The 15428-nt window shown below is 67.9% G+C and carries 15 protein-coding genes; 10 read left to right on the top strand and 5 right to left on the bottom strand.

The window, feature by feature from the left end; all coding sequences use genetic code 11:
* Positions 1-61: 61 nt before the first annotated feature.
* The 9 genes from SSKA14_RS08330 to rnfB all read left to right on the top strand — a co-directional run bounded on the left by SSKA14_RS08330 (position 62) and on the right by rnfB (position 9099).
* A complete protein-coding gene (locus SSKA14_RS08330; RefSeq protein WP_008266500.1) occupies positions 62-745 on the top strand; it encodes a DUF502 domain-containing protein in 684 nt (227 codons plus the stop codon).
* The gene (locus SSKA14_RS08325) at positions 742-1527 is read left to right on the top strand and encodes a queuosine precursor transporter (RefSeq protein ID WP_008268802.1); all 786 of its coding nucleotides are present in this window, start codon (positions 742-744) and stop codon (positions 1525-1527) included. Before SSKA14_RS08330 ends, SSKA14_RS08325 begins: the two co-directional genes overlap by 4 nt.
* A 94-nt stretch (positions 1528-1621) precedes the next feature.
* Positions 1622-3562 (top strand): DUF885 family protein, encoded by a 1941-nt coding sequence (locus SSKA14_RS08320; RefSeq protein WP_008265142.1) that lies wholly within the window; start codon positions 1622-1624, stop codon positions 3560-3562.
* A gap of 16 nt (positions 3563-3578) precedes the next feature.
* On the top strand, positions 3579-4649 hold the full coding sequence (locus SSKA14_RS08315; RefSeq protein ID WP_008267474.1) for a serine hydrolase domain-containing protein: 1071 nt from the start codon (positions 3579-3581) through the stop codon (positions 4647-4649).
* Positions 4646-5050: a VOC family protein gene (locus SSKA14_RS08310; protein WP_008264728.1), complete on the top strand. Its 405-nt coding sequence runs from the start codon at positions 4646-4648 to the stop codon at positions 5048-5050. The genes SSKA14_RS08315 and SSKA14_RS08310 overlap by 4 nt, the downstream gene beginning before the upstream one ends.
* Before the next feature lie 317 nt (positions 5051-5367).
* Positions 5368-5811 carry a DUF2147 domain-containing protein gene (locus SSKA14_RS08305; protein WP_008268041.1) on the top strand — a complete coding sequence of 148 codons (444 nt, stop codon included), beginning with the start codon at positions 5368-5370 and terminating at the stop codon, positions 5809-5811.
* A 101-nt stretch (positions 5812-5912) separates the two neighbouring features.
* Complete coding sequence (gene metG, locus SSKA14_RS08300) at positions 5913-7994, top strand: methionine--tRNA ligase (RefSeq protein ID WP_008266399.1); 2082 nt, start codon at positions 5913-5915, stop codon at positions 7992-7994.
* Between the two features lie 76 nt (positions 7995-8070).
* Complete coding sequence (locus SSKA14_RS08295; RefSeq protein WP_008264672.1) at positions 8071-8661, top strand: HAD family hydrolase; 591 nt, start codon at positions 8071-8073, stop codon at positions 8659-8661.
* 24 nt (positions 8662-8685) lie between these two features.
* Positions 8686-9099 carry an Rnf electron transport complex subunit RnfB gene (gene rnfB / locus SSKA14_RS08290; RefSeq protein ID WP_008264526.1) on the top strand — a complete coding sequence of 138 codons (414 nt, stop codon included), beginning with the start codon at positions 8686-8688 and terminating at the stop codon, positions 9097-9099.
* Positions 9100-9163: 64 nt separating this feature from the next.
* Here rnfB and SSKA14_RS08285 read toward each other — a convergent pair whose 3' ends face one another.
* Complete coding sequence (locus tag SSKA14_RS08285) at positions 9164-9511, bottom strand: RidA family protein (RefSeq protein ID WP_008264965.1); 348 nt, start codon at positions 9509-9511, stop codon at positions 9164-9166.
* A gap of 192 nt (positions 9512-9703) precedes the next feature.
* On the opposite strand from SSKA14_RS08285, the gene mprF reads away from it, so the two are divergent.
* The gene (gene mprF / locus SSKA14_RS08280; protein WP_008264473.1) at positions 9704-12268 is read left to right on the top strand and encodes a bifunctional lysylphosphatidylglycerol flippase/synthetase MprF; all 2565 of its coding nucleotides are present in this window, start codon (positions 9704-9706) and stop codon (positions 12266-12268) included.
* A 93-nt stretch (positions 12269-12361) separates the two neighbouring features.
* On the opposite strand, the gene SSKA14_RS08275 is transcribed toward mprF, so the two are convergent.
* From SSKA14_RS08275 to SSKA14_RS08260, 4 genes are all read right to left on the bottom strand, one after another.
* Positions 12362-13708, bottom strand: coding sequence for an AcvB/VirJ family lysyl-phosphatidylglycerol hydrolase (locus SSKA14_RS08275; RefSeq protein ID WP_040007313.1), 1347 nt, complete (start codon positions 13706-13708; stop codon positions 12362-12364).
* Between the two features lie 78 nt (positions 13709-13786).
* Positions 13787-14404 (bottom strand): DUF998 domain-containing protein, encoded by a 618-nt coding sequence (locus SSKA14_RS08270; protein ID WP_040007311.1) that lies wholly within the window; start codon positions 14402-14404, stop codon positions 13787-13789.
* Positions 14401-14574, bottom strand: a complete 174-nt coding sequence (locus SSKA14_RS08265; RefSeq protein ID WP_008265759.1) for an oxidoreductase-like domain-containing protein — start codon at positions 14572-14574, stop codon at positions 14401-14403. Before SSKA14_RS08265 ends, SSKA14_RS08270 begins: the two co-directional genes overlap by 4 nt.
* A gap of 49 nt (positions 14575-14623) precedes the next feature.
* Positions 14624-15226, bottom strand: coding sequence for a hypothetical protein (locus tag SSKA14_RS08260; protein WP_008267434.1), 603 nt, complete (start codon positions 15224-15226; stop codon positions 14624-14626).
* Positions 15227-15428 lie beyond the last annotated feature (202 nt).

Below are 15428 nucleotides of genomic sequence, written 5' to 3'. Positions count from 1 at the left end.
TGCCGTTGCCGCAGTCGATTCCCCAGCGTAATCGACCGGCAGTGACCGCTACAATGCGTACATGTCGCTCGAAGCCCCCGCCCTGGTTCCCCGCCCCTCCCTGCAGCGCCTGTTCCTGACCGGCCTGCTGACCCTGCTGCCGATCTGGCTGACCTGGGTCGTGGTCAAGTTCGTGTTCGTGCTGCTGTCGGGCATTTCCAGCCCGCTGGTGGTGCCCCTGTCCGAGCAGATCGCGACCAGCTTCCCGCACTACCTCGGCTGGGTCCGCGCCGAATGGATCCAGGACACCATCGCCCTGCTGGCCACGTTGCTGGTGATCCTGGCGGTGGGCGTCGCCAGCCGCCGCGTGCTCGGCCAGCGCCTGCTGCGCTGGGTGGGTGCGGTCATCAAGCGCATTCCGCTGGCCAGCATCATCTACGACAGCGCCAAGAAGCTGCTGGACATGCTGCAGACCGAGCCGGGCAGCACCCAGCGCGTGGTGCTGATCGACTTCCCGCACCGTGACATGAAGTCGGTCGGGCTGGTTACCCGCGTGATCAAGGAACACGGCACCGACCGTGAACTGGCCGCGGTGTACGTGCCGACCACGCCGAACCCGACATCGGGCTATCTGGAAATCGTGCCGGTGGAGCTGCTGACCCCCACCGACTGGACCGTCGACCAGGCCATGAGCTTCATCATTTCCGGCGGCGCCGTGGCACCGTCCAGCGTGCCCTTCACCCGCGCCGGCGACCGCGCCGAATGACCCCGGCGCCGATCGAGCGCCCGCTGCAGGACCGCGCGGTCCTGCTGTTCATCGTGCTGGCCGCGTTCTTCTGCGGCAATGCGGTGCTGGCCGAGCTGATCGGGGTGAAGATCTTCGCCCTGGAAGACACGCTGGGGATCGATCCGCTGAACTGGAACCTGTTCGGCCAGACCGGCTCGTTGAGTTTCACCGCCGGCACCCTGCTGTGGCCGGTGGTGTTCATCATGACCGACACCATCAACGAGTTCTTCGGCAAGCGCGGCGTGCGCTTCATCTCGTGGCTGGCGGTGGTGCTGATCAGCTACGGCTTCCTGTTCGCCTTTGCCGCCATTTCGCTGGCGCCGGCCAGCTGGTGGGTCACGTCGATGGACGGTTACGGCGTGCCGGACTACCAGGCCGCATTTGCTGCGGTGTTCGGCCAGGGCATGTGGACCATCGCCGGTTCGCTGGTGGCATTCCTGCTCGGCCAGCTGATCGACGTGGCGGTGTTCCATCGCATCCGCCAGGCCACCGGCGAACGCCATGTGTGGCTGCGCGCCACCGGCTCGACCGCGATCTCGCAGGTGGTGGACAGCTTCGTGGTGATCTGGATCGCCTTCGTGCTCGGCCCGCAGCACTGGCCGACCTCGCTGTTCCTGGCCGTCAGCAGCGTCAATTACATCTACAAGATGGGTTTTGCGATCGCCTTGATCCCCCTGCTGTACCTGATGCGACGTGCGATCACCGGTTATCTGGGCGTTGAACGCGCGGCCGCGTTGCGCGCGGCTGCGGCGGCTGACTGAAGCCCCAGCGACCGCCAGCTGACTGCGCCTTCACGCTGGCCGTACGCGGCCGGATCGTGCAAGCTCCACGGTCTGTGTTCCACGGAAGCTCCTGATGCCGCATCCCACCCGCGTCCTGGCCGCCGCCATCGCCGCGTTGTTCCTGTTCAGTGCCGTACCGTCGGCCGAAGCAGCGAAGAAGAAGGCCAGCCGCCCTGCCGCCGCGCAGACCCGCCAGGCGGCCAAGCCCAAGGCCAAGCCCGCCCGCGCCACCGCGCCGGCCCGCGGCAGTTCGGCGCGCCGCGCCACGCCGCGTCCCGTAGCCCCCGCGCGCGCCGTACCCAAGCAGGTACAGCTGGAGCGCCTGTACGACGAATACTGGGATGCCTCGATGCGGTTGAACCCGCTGCAGGCGACCTTCCAGGGCGAGCCGCGTTACAACGACCAGCTGCCCAACATCCTGTCGGCCGCCTGGCGCCAGCAGTCGCACGACTTCACCACGCAATGGCTGGGCAAGGTCGAGAAACTCGGCAGTGACGGCCTGCAGGGCCAGGACCTGCTCAGCTACGAGATCTTCGTGCGCGACGCACGCGCCTCGCTGGCCGCCGAGCGCTACCCGAGCTGGATGATGCCGATCAGCCAGTACTACAACATCGGCAGCATCATGGCGATCCTCGGTGCCGGTGCCGGCGCGCAGCCGTTCAACACCGTGCAGGACTACGACACCTGGTCGCGCCGTTCGCTGGGCATTCCCGAGTTGTTCGACCAGGCCATCGACAACATGCGCCAGGGCATGAAGGCCGGTGTGGTACAGCCGCGCGACCTGATGGAAAAGGTGTTGCCGCAGCTGGATGCGGTGATCAAGCCGACCGCCGAAGAGAGCATCTTCTGGTCGCCGATCCGCACCATGCCCAACACCATCGCGGCCGAGGACAAGGCGCGCATCAGCGCCGAATACAAGCGCATGATCGAGCTGCGCATCATGCCGGCCTACCGCGCCCTGCGCGGCTTCATCGCCACCGAGTACCTGCCGGCCACGCGTGCCAGCAGTGGCCTGGGCGCGCTGCCCGACGGCCAGGCCTGGTACGCCAACCTGATCGTGCAGACCACCGCCAGCGACCAGAGCGCCGCGCAGCTGCATGCGCTGGGCGAACAACGCGTGCAGGAGCTGCAGGCCCAGATCGCCACGGTGATGAAGGATGCCAAGCTGCGTGGCACCCCCACCAAGCTGCTGCGCAGCATGCGCAACGACCGCCAGTTCCAGTATGGCGATGCCAACGCGCTGATCAACCGCTACCGGCAGGTGCAGCAGCAGGTCAACGCACGCCTGCCGCAGGTGCTGGATACGTTGCCCAGATCCGGGCTGGAAGTGCGTGCGGTGGAACCGGAGCGTGCGCTGACCGCTGCCGCCGCGGCCTACCAGCCGTCGCCAGGCGAACAACCAGGCGTGCTGTACATCAACACCCGTGACCTGCCCAGCCGCAAGCGCTGGAACGTGCCGGTGCAGTACCTGCATGAAGCGATCCCGGGCCACCACGTGCAGCTGGGCCTGCAGCAGGAACTGGCCAAGCTGCCGCGCTTCCGCCGCCTCGGTGGCGATCTCGCCTTCGTCGAAGGCTGGGGCCTGTATGCGGAAACGCTGGGCGAAGACCTCGGCATCTACACCGATCCCTACGACCGTATCGGCTACCTGTACTCGCGCCTGCTGCGTGCCGCGCGCGTGGTAGCCGATACCGGCGTGAATGCACAGGGCTGGAGCAAGCAGCAGGCCGTGGCCTACCTGCAGAAGACGGTCGACATGAGCAGCGATGACGCCAACGCCGAAGTCGAGCGGATCATGGCCCAGCCCGGCCAGGCGCTGTCCAACGTAGCCGGCCTGACCACCATCGTGGCGCTGCGCGACAAGGCCAAGGTCCGCCAGGGTTCCGCCTTCGACCTGCGTCGCTTCCACGCCGAGCTGCTGAAGGACGGCTCGATGCCGCTGGATGTGCTGGATCGCAAGATGGAACGCTGGATGGCCCAGCCGGCCAGCGCCACGCCCGCCCCTTCACCCTGACCCGACCGGAGCCGTCATGCGCCCTGCCGTCGTCCTGCTCGCCGCCGTGCTGGGCCTGCTGCCCGTAGCCAGCCCCGCCGCACCGGTGCTGACCCCACCGGATGCGGGCATCGATGGCCTGATGCAGGCCTATGACGGCCAGGTGCCCGGCGCCGCGGTGCTGGTCCTGCATGACGGGCAGCCGGTATTCCGTCGCGGCTACGGCCTGGCGGTGGTGGAAGACAGCACCCCGGTCACCCCGGCCAGCAACTTCCGGCTGGCCTCGGTCAGCAAGCAGTTCACTGCAGCGGCAGTACTGCTGCTGGTGGAAGACGGCCGGCTCGGGCTGGACCAGTCGGCCCGCCAGTGGCTGCCCGAGCTGCCGCCGGCTGCGGCGGCCATCACCCTGCGCCAGCTGCTGTCGCACACCAGCGGCCTGCTCGACTACGAAGACCTGATGGACCCGGCCGACCCGCGCCAGGTGCACGATGCCGACGTTCTGGCCCTGCTCGCGCGCGAAGACCGCCTGAACTTCGCGCCCGGCACGCAATACCGGTACAGCAACAGCGGCTACGCGCTGCTGGCACTGATCGTCGGTCGCGCCTCCGGACAGGATTTCGCAGCCTTCCTGCAGCGACGCATCTTCGCGCCGCTGGGCATGGCGCACACCGTGGCTCATCAGGACGGTGTCGATGCGGTGGCGGCACGTGCCTACGGCTACAGCCGGATCGACGGCCACTGGCAGCGCACCGACCAGAGCACCACCAGCGCCGTACTCGGCGATGGCGGCATCTATTCCTCGCTGGACGACCTGGCCCGCTGGGATGCCGCGCTGTATGACGACCGCCTGTTGTCCAAGGCCTCGCGCCGCGCGATGTTCAGCCCGGCCACCACGACCACCGAACCTGACGTGCCGCACTACGGCTTCGGCTGGCGCCTGAATGGCCCAGTGCAGTGGCACAGCGGCGAGAGCATCGGCTTCCGCAACGTGATCCTGCGCCACCCGGAGAAGCACCTGACCGTGATCGTGCTGACCAACCGCAACGACCCCGAACCCTATCCGCTGGCGCTGAAGATCGCCCAGCGCTGGCTGGACACCCTGCAATGACTGCTTCATCCGACGCCCTGCTGGGCATCCACCACGCCGCACTGATCTGCAGCGACTACGCGCGCTCGAAGGACTTCTACGTGCGCATCCTCGGCCTGCGCGTGCTGGCCGAGAACCATCGTGCCGCGCGCGATTCCTGGAAGCTGGACCTGGCCCTGCCCGACGGTGGCCAGCTGGAACTGTTCTCGTTCCCCTCACCGCCGCCGCGGCCCAGCCGTCCTGAAGCCCAGGGCCTGCGCCACCTCGCGTTCCGGGTGACCGTGCTGGAGCCATTCATCCAGCGCCTGGCCGCGCAAGGCGTGGCCTGCGAACCGATCCGCGTGGACGAATACACCGGCCGCCGCTTCACCTTCTTCGCCGACCCCGACGACCTGCCGCTGGAGCTGTACGAAGTCGGTTGAGCCGACCGCGTGCCGACCAACGGTCGGCACCCACCATCAGCAGCGTGAACCTGTCGAAGGCTGGGCACTGTGGGTTTGCGGGGTGTGAGCCGCATGGATGCGGCGACCAAGCCCCCATGGACGGGTTTACGGCGTCCCCGCAAACCCACAGTGCCCAGCCATCCCACGGAATGCCGCTCTGGCTCTGGGCATTGCCGTTGCATTGAGCAGGTGCAGGGCGCAGCCCTGCAAAGCCCCCCCCTTCCCCATACCCCGCCGAATGGGTATACAGTCGACCCGTACCGGCATCGTGCCGGAATGAACCCTGGGAGGGGACCATGCGCAAGACCTTCAAGACCCTGCTGCTGGCGCTGCCGCTGTGCCTGGCCGCGCTCTCGGCACAGGCCGCCGACAGCCCGGCCGGCCGCTGGAAGACCATTGACGACAAGACCGGCAAGGTGAAATCGATCGTCGAAATCACCCAGGCTGCCAACGGCTCCCTGTCCGGCAAGGTGCTTGAAGTGCTGCAGTCGGACAAGGGCCCGAACCCGGTCTGCGACGGCTGTGAGGGTGCCAACAAGAACAAGCCGGTGAAGGGCATGACCATCCTCTGGAACCTCAAGTCCGACGGTGCCAGCAAGTGGGCCGGTGGCCAGATCCTCGACCCGGCCTCCGGCAAGGTCTACAAATCCAAGCTGGAACTGCAGCCCGGCGGCAACAAGCTGGACGTGGCCGGCTGCATCGCCTTCATCTGCCGCACCCAGACCTGGGTTCGCGACTGAGGTCCCCGCCCCCGCGTTACCCTCGTGACCCGGCCCCGGCCGGGTCACCTCGTTGCGGGCATGCGATAATCTGCGGTTCCCCTCGGCTTCACCCCGCGACCATGACCCGTACCGCGCTCGTCACCACCGCCCTGCCCTACGCCAACGGCCCGCTGCACCTGGGCCACCTGGTCGGCTACATCCAGGCCGACATCTGGGTGCGTGCGCGGCGAATGAGCGGCGGCAAGGCCTGGTTCGTCTGTGCCGACGACACCCATGGCACGCCGATCATGCTGGCTGCGGAAAAGGCCGGGATCACCCCGGAAACCTTCATCGCCAACATCCAGGCCGGCCACGAGCGAGACTTCGCCGCCTTCGGCGTCGCCTTCGATCACTACGACTCGACCAACTCGGCGGCCAACAAGGCGCTGACCGAGCAGTTCTACCTGAAGCTGGAAGCGGCCGGTCACATCAGCCGCCGGTCGGTGGCGCAGTTCTACGACCCGGCCAAGGGCATGTTCCTGCCCGACCGCTACGTCAAGGGCATCTGCCCGAACTGCGGCAGCCCCGACCAGTACGGCGACAACTGCGAAGTGTGTGGCGCCACCTATGCGCCGACCGACCTGAAGGAACCGCGTTCGGTCATCTCCGGTGCCACGCCGGAAATGCGCGATTCGGAGCACTTCTTCTTCGAGGTCGGCCACTTCGATGCGTTCCTGCGCGACTGGCTGGCCGGCGACGTCGCCCTGCCGGGCGTGAAGGCCAAGCTGGGTGAGTGGCTCAATGCCGAAGGCGGCCTGCGCGCGTGGGACATCTCGCGCGATGCGCCGTACTTCGGCTTCCAGATTCCCGGCCAGCCGGGCAAGTACTTCTACGTCTGGCTGGACGCGCCGATCGGCTACCTGTCCAGCTTCCAGACCCTGTGCGGCAAGCTCGGCGAAGACTTCGAATCGCACCTGCGTGCCGGCACCAGCACCGAGCTGCACCACTTCATCGGCAAGGACATCGTCAACTTCCACGGCCTGTTCTGGCCGGCGGTGCTGCACGGCACCGGCCATCGCGCGCCGACCCGCCTGCACGTCAACGGCTACCTGACCGTGGACGGCGCCAAGATGAGCAAGTCGCGCGGCACCTTCGTGATGGCCCGCACCTTCCTCGACGCCGGCCTGGAACCGGAAGCGCTGCGTTACTACTACGCGGCCAAGTCCGGCGGCGGCGTCGACGATCTCGACCTGAACCTGGGTGACTTCATCGCCCGCGTCAACGCCGATCTGGTCGGCAAGTTCGTCAACCTGGCCAGCCGCTGCGCCGGCTTCATCAGCAAGCGCTTCGACGGCCAGCTGGCCGCGCAGCTGCCCGATGCGGCGCAGTACCAGCGTTTCGTCGATGGCCTGGCGCCGATCCGCGAAGCGTACGAGCGCAACGACCCGGCGGCGGCGATCCGCCTGACCATGACCCTGGCCGACGAAGCCAACCGCTACATCGATGACGTCAAGCCGTGGGTGATCGCCAAGCAGGAAGGCGCCGATGCGCAGCTGCAGGCGGTGTGCAGCCAGGGCCTGAACCTGTTCCGCGTGCTGGTTACCGCGCTGAAGCCGGTGCTGCCAGCCACCGCCGCGCAGGCCGAGGCCTTCCTGGCCGCGCCGGTGGACGACTGGACCGACCTGGTGCAGCCGCTGCTGGGCCACCGCATCACCGACTACACCCCGCTGTTCACCCGTATCGACCCGAAGAAGATTGACGCCATGATCGACGCCTCCAAGGACACCCTGCAGCCGGCCGCCGCTGCCGCCCCCGTCGCCAAGGTTGAAGCCGCAAAGCCGGCAGCACCGGCACCGGCCAAGGACGACGCAAAGAGCGCCGACGCGCCGGCCTACATCGGCATCGACGATTTCGCCAAGCTCGACCTGCGCATCGGCAAGGTGCTGGTGTGCGAGTTCGTGGAAGGCTCGGACAAGCTGCTGCGCTTTGAACTGGATGCCGGCGAGCTGGGCAAGCGCCAGATCTTCTCCGGCATCCGCGGCAGCTACGGTGAGCCGGAAAAGCTGGTTGGCCGCAGCGTGGTGTTCATCGCCAACCTGGCCCCGCGCAAGATGCGCTTCGGCCTGAGCGAAGGCATGATCCTGTCGGCCGGTTTCGACGGCGGCGCGCTGGCGCTGCTGGACGCCGACAGCGGCGCGCAGCCGGGCATGCCGGTCCGCTGATGCCTGCAGCGGGCGTGGCCAGGCCGCGCCCGCCGTCAGCACCGGCTACGGGGGCAATGCGATGGGAGGCAACGGAATGGAACTGGCGCTGTTCGACTTCGACCACACCGTGACCACCTGCGATACCTATGGCCGGTTCCTGCGCCGCGTGGCCACGGCCGAACAGCTGGCGCAGGCGTGGTGGAAAGTCGGACCGTGGCTGGTGGCATACAAGCTGAAACTGATCTCGGCCGAACGCATCCGCGCGCGCGTCACCCGCCTCACCTTCAGCGACCGCCACAGCGACGATATCACCACGCTGGCCGCCGGCTTCTCGCGCGAATTCCTGCCCGAGGTGGTGCGCCCGGAAATGCTGGAGCAGATCCGCTGGCACAAGGAACAGCAGCACACCGTGGTGATCGTGTCCGGTTCGCTGGACCTGTACCTGAAGCCGTGGTGCGAGCAGCTGGGCCTGCAGTTGATCTGCAACCGGCTGGAGAGCCAGGACGGTCGCCTGACCGGTCGCTATGCCGGTGGCGACTGCGGCCCGCGCAAAGTCGAGCACATCCGTCGCCAGTTCGATCTATCGCGTTACGTGCGCATCCATGCCTACGGCGACAGTTCCGAAGACAAGCCGATGCTGGCACTGGCCCACGAGCGCTGGTTCCGTGGCAAACCCCTGAAGTAACCCAACGCGCAGCCTTCGCCACGCATGAGCCTGATCCCGCCCCTGACCGAACGCCTCGACCGCCTGCTGCCGCAGACCCAATGCGGGCAATGCGGCTACGACGGCTGCCGCCCCTACGCGCAGGCGATGGCGCGCGGCGAAGCGGGGGGGGACCGCTGCCCACCGGGTGGCGACGCCGGTGCGCGTGCACTGGCCCAGGTGCTGGGCACACCGGCAATTCCGTTTGACCGCTCGCGCGGCGAGCACAAGGCCGCGCAGGTTGCGTTGATCGTGGAGGCCGACTGCATCGGCTGCACCAAATGCATCCAGGCCTGCCCGGTGGATGCCATCGTCGGTGGTGCCAAGTACATGCACACGGTGATCGCCGATCTGTGCACCGGCTGCGAGCTGTGCATTCCGCCGTGCCCGGTGGACTGCATCGAGATGGTGCCCCTGTAACGGGGCCTGCAGAAGGGGTCAGATCCCTTTTCCAACGGGAAAGGGATCTGACCCCGTTCAATGATTACGGCACTGCGGCCGTCACCACGATCTCGACCTTCCACTCGGCGTGGGCCAGCCTGGCTTCAAACGTGGCGCGGGCCGGGGTCGCGCCCTCGACCACCCACTCGTCCCACGCCTTGTTCATGCCGTCGAAGTCGGCGATGTCGGCCAAGAACACTTCCGCGCGCAGCACGTGCTGGCGATCACTGGCCACCAGCGCCAGCAGCTTGTCGATCTCCGCCAGCACCTGCCGGGTCTGGCCGGTGATGTCCTGGCTGGTGTCTTCCGGAATCTGGCCGGAGAGGTAGGCGACCTTGTTGTACACGGTCATTTCGGACATGCGCGGTCCGACGTCGTAACGCTCCATCATGGGCGTGGCTCCTGCGGGTGATCAGGCCTGCATTGTCCTCCAAAGCGGTCAACGATGGGTGCACGCGGGCGGGCCGCGCAACGCCACTACCGGGCTCCGACACACCCGCTGGTCAAATGCCCGCGACAGGCGCACGATGCGCCACGCCCGTGTTGACACCGCCCTCGCCCTCCCTGACGCACCCTTGCGCCGATGACCGAAACCACCGACCCCGCCACCGCTTCCTCCACCCCGGCATGGAAGCGGGTCCTTACCATCGTCATCCCGCTGCTGGTCCTGGCGCTGGCCCTGCATGGGCTGGCCAACGAGTTCGATGAGAACGGCTACCGCGCCATCCGCCACGCCTTCCATCAACTCAGCGGCACGCAGATCGCGCTTACCGTCGTGCTGGGTCTGGCCAGCTACGGTTGTCTGATCGGCTTTGACGCCATCGGCCTGCGCCGCAGCGGCATCCGCGTGCATCCGGCACGCATCGGCATCACCGCATTCCTGGCACATACGCTGGGCCAGACCGTGGGCTTCGCCGCGCTGACCGGTGGTGCGGTGCGCCTGCGCGGTTATCGCACCGCCGGCCTGGACCTGGCGCAGATCGGCCAGGTGGTGCTGATGAGCACGCTCGGCTTCGTGTTCGGTGCCTGGCTGCTGATCAGCGTGGCGCTGTGCATGGAGCCTGAAGCCGCGGCGCTGGCACTGCCGCTGGATCCGGACGCAGTGCGCGTGGTCGGCATCATCGCGCTGTTCGCCTATCTGGCGATGCTGCTGCTGGTCGGCCGCGAAGGCCGTCAGTTCAGCGTGTTCGGGCATGGCCTGTGGCTGCCCGACCGCCGCACCATGATCGGTGTCACCGTGCTCAGCGTGATCGAACTGGTGCTGGCCAGCGCCGCGTTCTACGTGCTGCTGCCGGACTCGACGCCGACCGGCCTGCCCGGCTTCGTCGGCCTGTACCTGGTCGCAGTGCTGGCTGGCCTGGTCTCGACCGTCCCCGCCGGCCTCGGCGTGTTCGAATGGAGCCTGCTGAAGCTGCTGCCGCAGGTCGCACCGGCGGCGGTGCTGGCTGCCGCGCTGATCTACCGCGTTACCTATTACGTGCTGCCGTTGGTGCTGGCCACCCTGCTCGCACTGGCCCCTGCCCTACGGCAACCGCTGCAGGCCAGCGCCGGCGCCACCCGCGCCGGCTGGAACGCGCTGCGTCCCTGGCTGCCACAGATCATCGCGCTGGCGGTGTTCAGCATCGGTGCCGCGCTGGTCATCGACGGCACACTGCCCACGCCACGCCGGCATCTGGTCAATGCCTCACTGCCGATTCTGGAAACTTCGCACCTGATCGGCAGCCTCAGCGGTGTCGCGCTGCTGCTGATCGGCCAGGGCCTGGCCCGGCGCAGCCATGCGGCGTGGATGCTGGCGATGGCGGTGTGCGTGGTCACCCCGTTGCCGTTGTGGCTGCGCGGCGGTCAATGGTTGATCGCAGTTTCCGCAGTGCTTGCGGCGATGGCGCTGTGGGCCGCGCGCCGCGAGTTCTACCGCCAGGGCGCACTGCTGGATGAAGCGTGGTCGTGGCCGTGGCTGCGCAACCTCGGGCTGGTGCTGGTGGCGGTCACTTGGCTGCTGTTCTTCACTTACAGCCACGTCGAGTACCAGAACGAGCTGTGGTGGGAGTTCGCGGTGTCCGGCAATGCTCCGCGTGCGTTGCGTGCACTGCTGGTGGTGGCCATCGCGCTGGTGATGTTCGGCCTGGCGCGGCTGCTGCACAGCACCCGCAGCCCGCTGCCGGCCGCCGATGAAGCCACGCTGCAATCGCTGGCGCCGGTACTGGCCGGTGCCACCGATACCCAGGCCTGCCTGGTGCTGACCGCCGACAAGGCGGTGCTGCGCGATGATGCGAAGCAGGGCTTCGTGATGATGCAGCGCTATGGCGGTTCGCTGATCGCGATGGGCGATCCGGTCGGACCGCCGGAGGTCGCCCGCGCACTGATCTGGCGCTTCCGCGAAGAAGCCGACCGGCTGGGCCTGCGCCCGGTGTTCTACCAGGTGGGCGAGACCTACTGGCAGACCTACCTGGACCTTGGCCTAGGCCTGGTCAAGCTGGGCGAGGAAGCGATGGTGCCGCTGCACGACTTCGGCCTGGAAGGCCGCGAACGTGCCGACCTGCGCCAGGCCTGGAACCGCGGCAAGCGCAGCGGCCTGTCATTCCGGGTGGCGCCAGTGGAGGAGATTCCCAGCCTGCTGCCACGCCTGCATGCCATCTCCAACGCATGGCTGGACGACAAGGCCGGCGATGAAAAGGGCTTCTCGCTGGGCAGCTACGACCCGGATTACCTGGCGCGCTTCCCGGTCGCATTGGTCGAGGCCGAAGGCCAGATCGTGGCATTCGCCAACCTGTGGCAGGCACCGGCCGGCGCCGAGCTGTCGGTGGATCTGATGCGCCATGTCAACGAGGCGCCAAAGGGCACGATGGACTTCCTCTTCATCGAACTGTTCCTGTGGGGCCGCGCGCAGGGCTACGCGCGCTTCTCGCTGGGCATGGCGCCGCTGTCCGGATTGGCCCAGCATCGGCTCGCGGGCCGCTGGAACCGGCTGGCCGGCCTGCTGGCGCGGCACGGTGAACGCTTCTATGGCTTCAGTGGTCTGCGCCGCTTCAAGTCGAAGTTCGATCCACAGTGGCGGCCGCGCTATCTGGCAGCACCCGGCGGCATGCACCTGCCGGCGGCGCTGCTGGATGCCACGCGCCTGATCTCGCTGGATCCGCGGCGCAACTGACGCCCCGATCCGCCGGGCTTGGCCGGGCGCTACCTGCGCCCCGGCGCCGACCAAGGTCGGCGCCTACCCATGACCGCCGGGCATCGCTCGGCGCTACGCCCCACCCTTGAGGATCACCTCGGCCAGGCGGTCGTAGTCACCATTGAAGTGATGGTCGCCCGGCAGCTTCACCTTCTGCACGCCATCGTTGGCGGGAAGGCCCGGGCACAACGCGTCATCGTCGTCCTGGCCATACACGCACAACGTCTTGCCAGTCGGCAGCTTCGCCACTTCCGGCGCAATCGGCAGGCCGTCGCCGCCCCCGCCCAGCCAGTTGCTGACATGGAACTCGAAGTCGGCCTTCTTGCCGACCGACAGCAGCACGATACGGTCCAGCGCTGCCCGGGTATCTGCATCAAGCTGGTTGATGGTGGCCGGCAGCACGTCGGCGCCCTGCGAGAATCCGATCAGCATCACCTTGTCGCGGTGCCACTGCTGGCGGTAGTGCTCGATGATCTTCTGCAGGTCCGCAGCAAAGCCCTTCGGCGTGCGCTCGCTCCAGAAGTAGCGCAGCGAATCGATGCCGACCACCGCCACGCCGTGCTCGTTGAGCGAGGACGCCACGTCCTTGTCCAGGCCAGCCCAGCCACCGTCGCCGGAGACAAACACGGCCAGCGTGTCGCCGTTGCCGGTTGCCGGTACTTCCACCACCGGCAGGCCCTTCAGCGCAGCCGGCGGCGGCGCCAGGCTGACACCCGCCTGCGCCCCCATCACCCGCGCCGCAGCCACCAGGCCCGGCGAGGCATCACCGCGCGTGGTGCGCTTGAACTCACGCGCCATCGCGACCTGCTGCACGAACCCACTGGCCTCGCCCACCTTGCAGCCGTGATCACCGGCCGCACTCAACCACGGGAAGTTCAGTTCGGCGGGCTGCAACCTGTTGCGCTTCACGCCATCGCCGCAGACCATGCGCTCGTGGCTGTGGTCCGGGCAGAAGCCGGTGGTGAGCAGGCCGGCGAATACCTGGGTATCGGCCTGCGCCGCCAGCGAGTAGGCCATTTCGGCACCTTCACCATCGCCGCCGACCAGCGGCAGGTGGTAGCCGGGCAGATGCAGCGACGCCTGCAGCCAGCGCGAGAAGTTCTCGACGTCGCCGGAACCGAAGGAGCAGGTCGGGTCACCCTCGCGCTTGAGCACCCCGCGCAGATGCGCGATGTCCACGGCTGCGACCATCGCGCCATCGGCACGCAGCGCCTCGATCGGCAAACGGCTGGTGTCACCGCCGGCAGAAGGTTCATGGAACCAGATCACTACCCGCTGCGGTGTTCCCGACGGCATATGCACCGGAATCTGTTCGAATCGCCCGTGGCTGAACTGCTGCACGTTGGCCGCCGCCATTGCCGGCAGCGCAGCCAGCGCCAGTACCACACCCATTGCCCTGCCCAGCCCTGCACGCTTCATATCGCAGCCCCGATGGAATGCGCACACGATACGCCGCCACCGCGTGCACGGCACGTACCGGCGCAGGCCGTTGGGGGTTCAGTGGGGGACGGGGCGGCGGCTGCGGCGGTACAACGCCAGCGCCAGGTACAGCAGCCAGCCCACGATCACCGCAATCACGACCTTCTGCCCCAGCCCACGCGGCGGCCCCGCGCGCCACAGCACGTGCAGCCAGAGAAGCACGAACGCCAGCCACGCCCAGCCCCAGAGCAGGCCGGCCGCGGACTGCCAGCCTGGTTCGCGGCGCAGGTACCAGGCCTGCAGCAGCATGCCGACGCTGGCACACAGGAACGCGGTGTTGGCCGCCAGCCCATGGATGAACGGTGCCAGCAGTGGCGTTGCTTCGGGCAGCCAGCTGTCACCGATGGCGACGGTGGCCAGGCCCAGTGCGGACACGCTGAACAGCAGCGGCGCCGCCGCGCTGCGACGCGGGCCGATGCTGTTGCGATACAGCGCGATGCCCAGCGCCGCGATGGCCAGCGCCAGCAGGCAGTACGCAGCGCGCAGTGCCAGCCCCCACGGTCCATGCAGGTAGAGGCTGAGGGTAGCCCGCACCCAGTCCAGGTCGGTGCGCGCGAACTGGGTCCACAGTGCAGTCGCCACGAACAGCAGCAACGCCACCATTGCCAGTACTGCCGCCGGACGTGCGCGGTTCATGGCGCCGCTTCCGGATGCCGCGCCTGCCACTCGGCCAGCGCCTTGCGGTAGCGCTGCAGCTCATCGGCATACAGGTCAAGCACGCACAGCGGGCAGCCACTGCCGCAGCACTCATTGGGACCAGGCTCTTCCGGTGGCAGCGGGCGGGGATCGGGATCAGGAACGGACACGGTCGGAAACGGCGATCGGTGGAAACAGACCCCAGTGTACCGGGCTGGCTCAGCGCTCCAGCTGCCGGCGCAGGTTGTCGCGGGCAGCGGCATCCAGGCGCTGGTGGAAGAAGTCGCTGAGGAAGATGCGTGGCGCACGCAGCAGGCCCTGCAGGAAACGCCGGCGCCCGGCGCGGTACAGGAAGCCCGGCACCACGCCCGTGTACTCCTCGGCCACGCCCCGGTCGTAGGCGGCGAACACCGGTTCCGGCGCGGCCAGGATCGCCATGTCGCAGTCCAGGAACAGCGCGGCCTCGGCATCGACATCACCCGGGCCGAGCTCGCCATGGCGGGCGGTCAACAGGATCAACTGCTCGACCCGGGCGCCATCGACGGCGGCCAGGTCCGGTGCCTGCGCGATCGCCTGCAGGGCCAACTGCGCCGAGCGTGCCTCGTTGTCCTTGCGCCCGGCCTGGTAGATCGCATCGTGATACAGCACGGCCAGATAGACCTCGGCCGGCTGCTGCCAGCCCGGGCCATCAGCCACCTGCTGGCAGTGCTGCAGCACGGCGCGCACGTGGCCGAAGTGGTGGTAGGCGCGGGGCGGCGTTGCATAGCTGTCCTGCAGCGCCTGCCACTGCGCCGGGGCAAGCGTCAGAGGTTGGAAGTCCATGCCCGGATCATCCCGCCTGCGTTGGCGGCCGGCAAGCTGGCTGTTTTTTCACCACACACTCACAACGCTTGCCGGGCGTGGCCTGGGCGCCGTTGTCCACAGCTTTGTCGAGCGCTGGTCCACACCGGTTGTGGATGAACCGCGACGCCGACCAACGGTCGCTGCAGCGGAACATCCCTGGGTCTACACTCGCCACAGGCGG

This window comes from Stenotrophomonas sp. SKA14, assembly GCF_000158575.1.
GTDB lineage: Bacteria > Pseudomonadota > Gammaproteobacteria > Xanthomonadales > Xanthomonadaceae > Stenotrophomonas > Stenotrophomonas forensis.
Note: the sequence above shows the minus strand (reverse complement) of the source record. Positions and strands in the feature narration are given on the sequence as shown.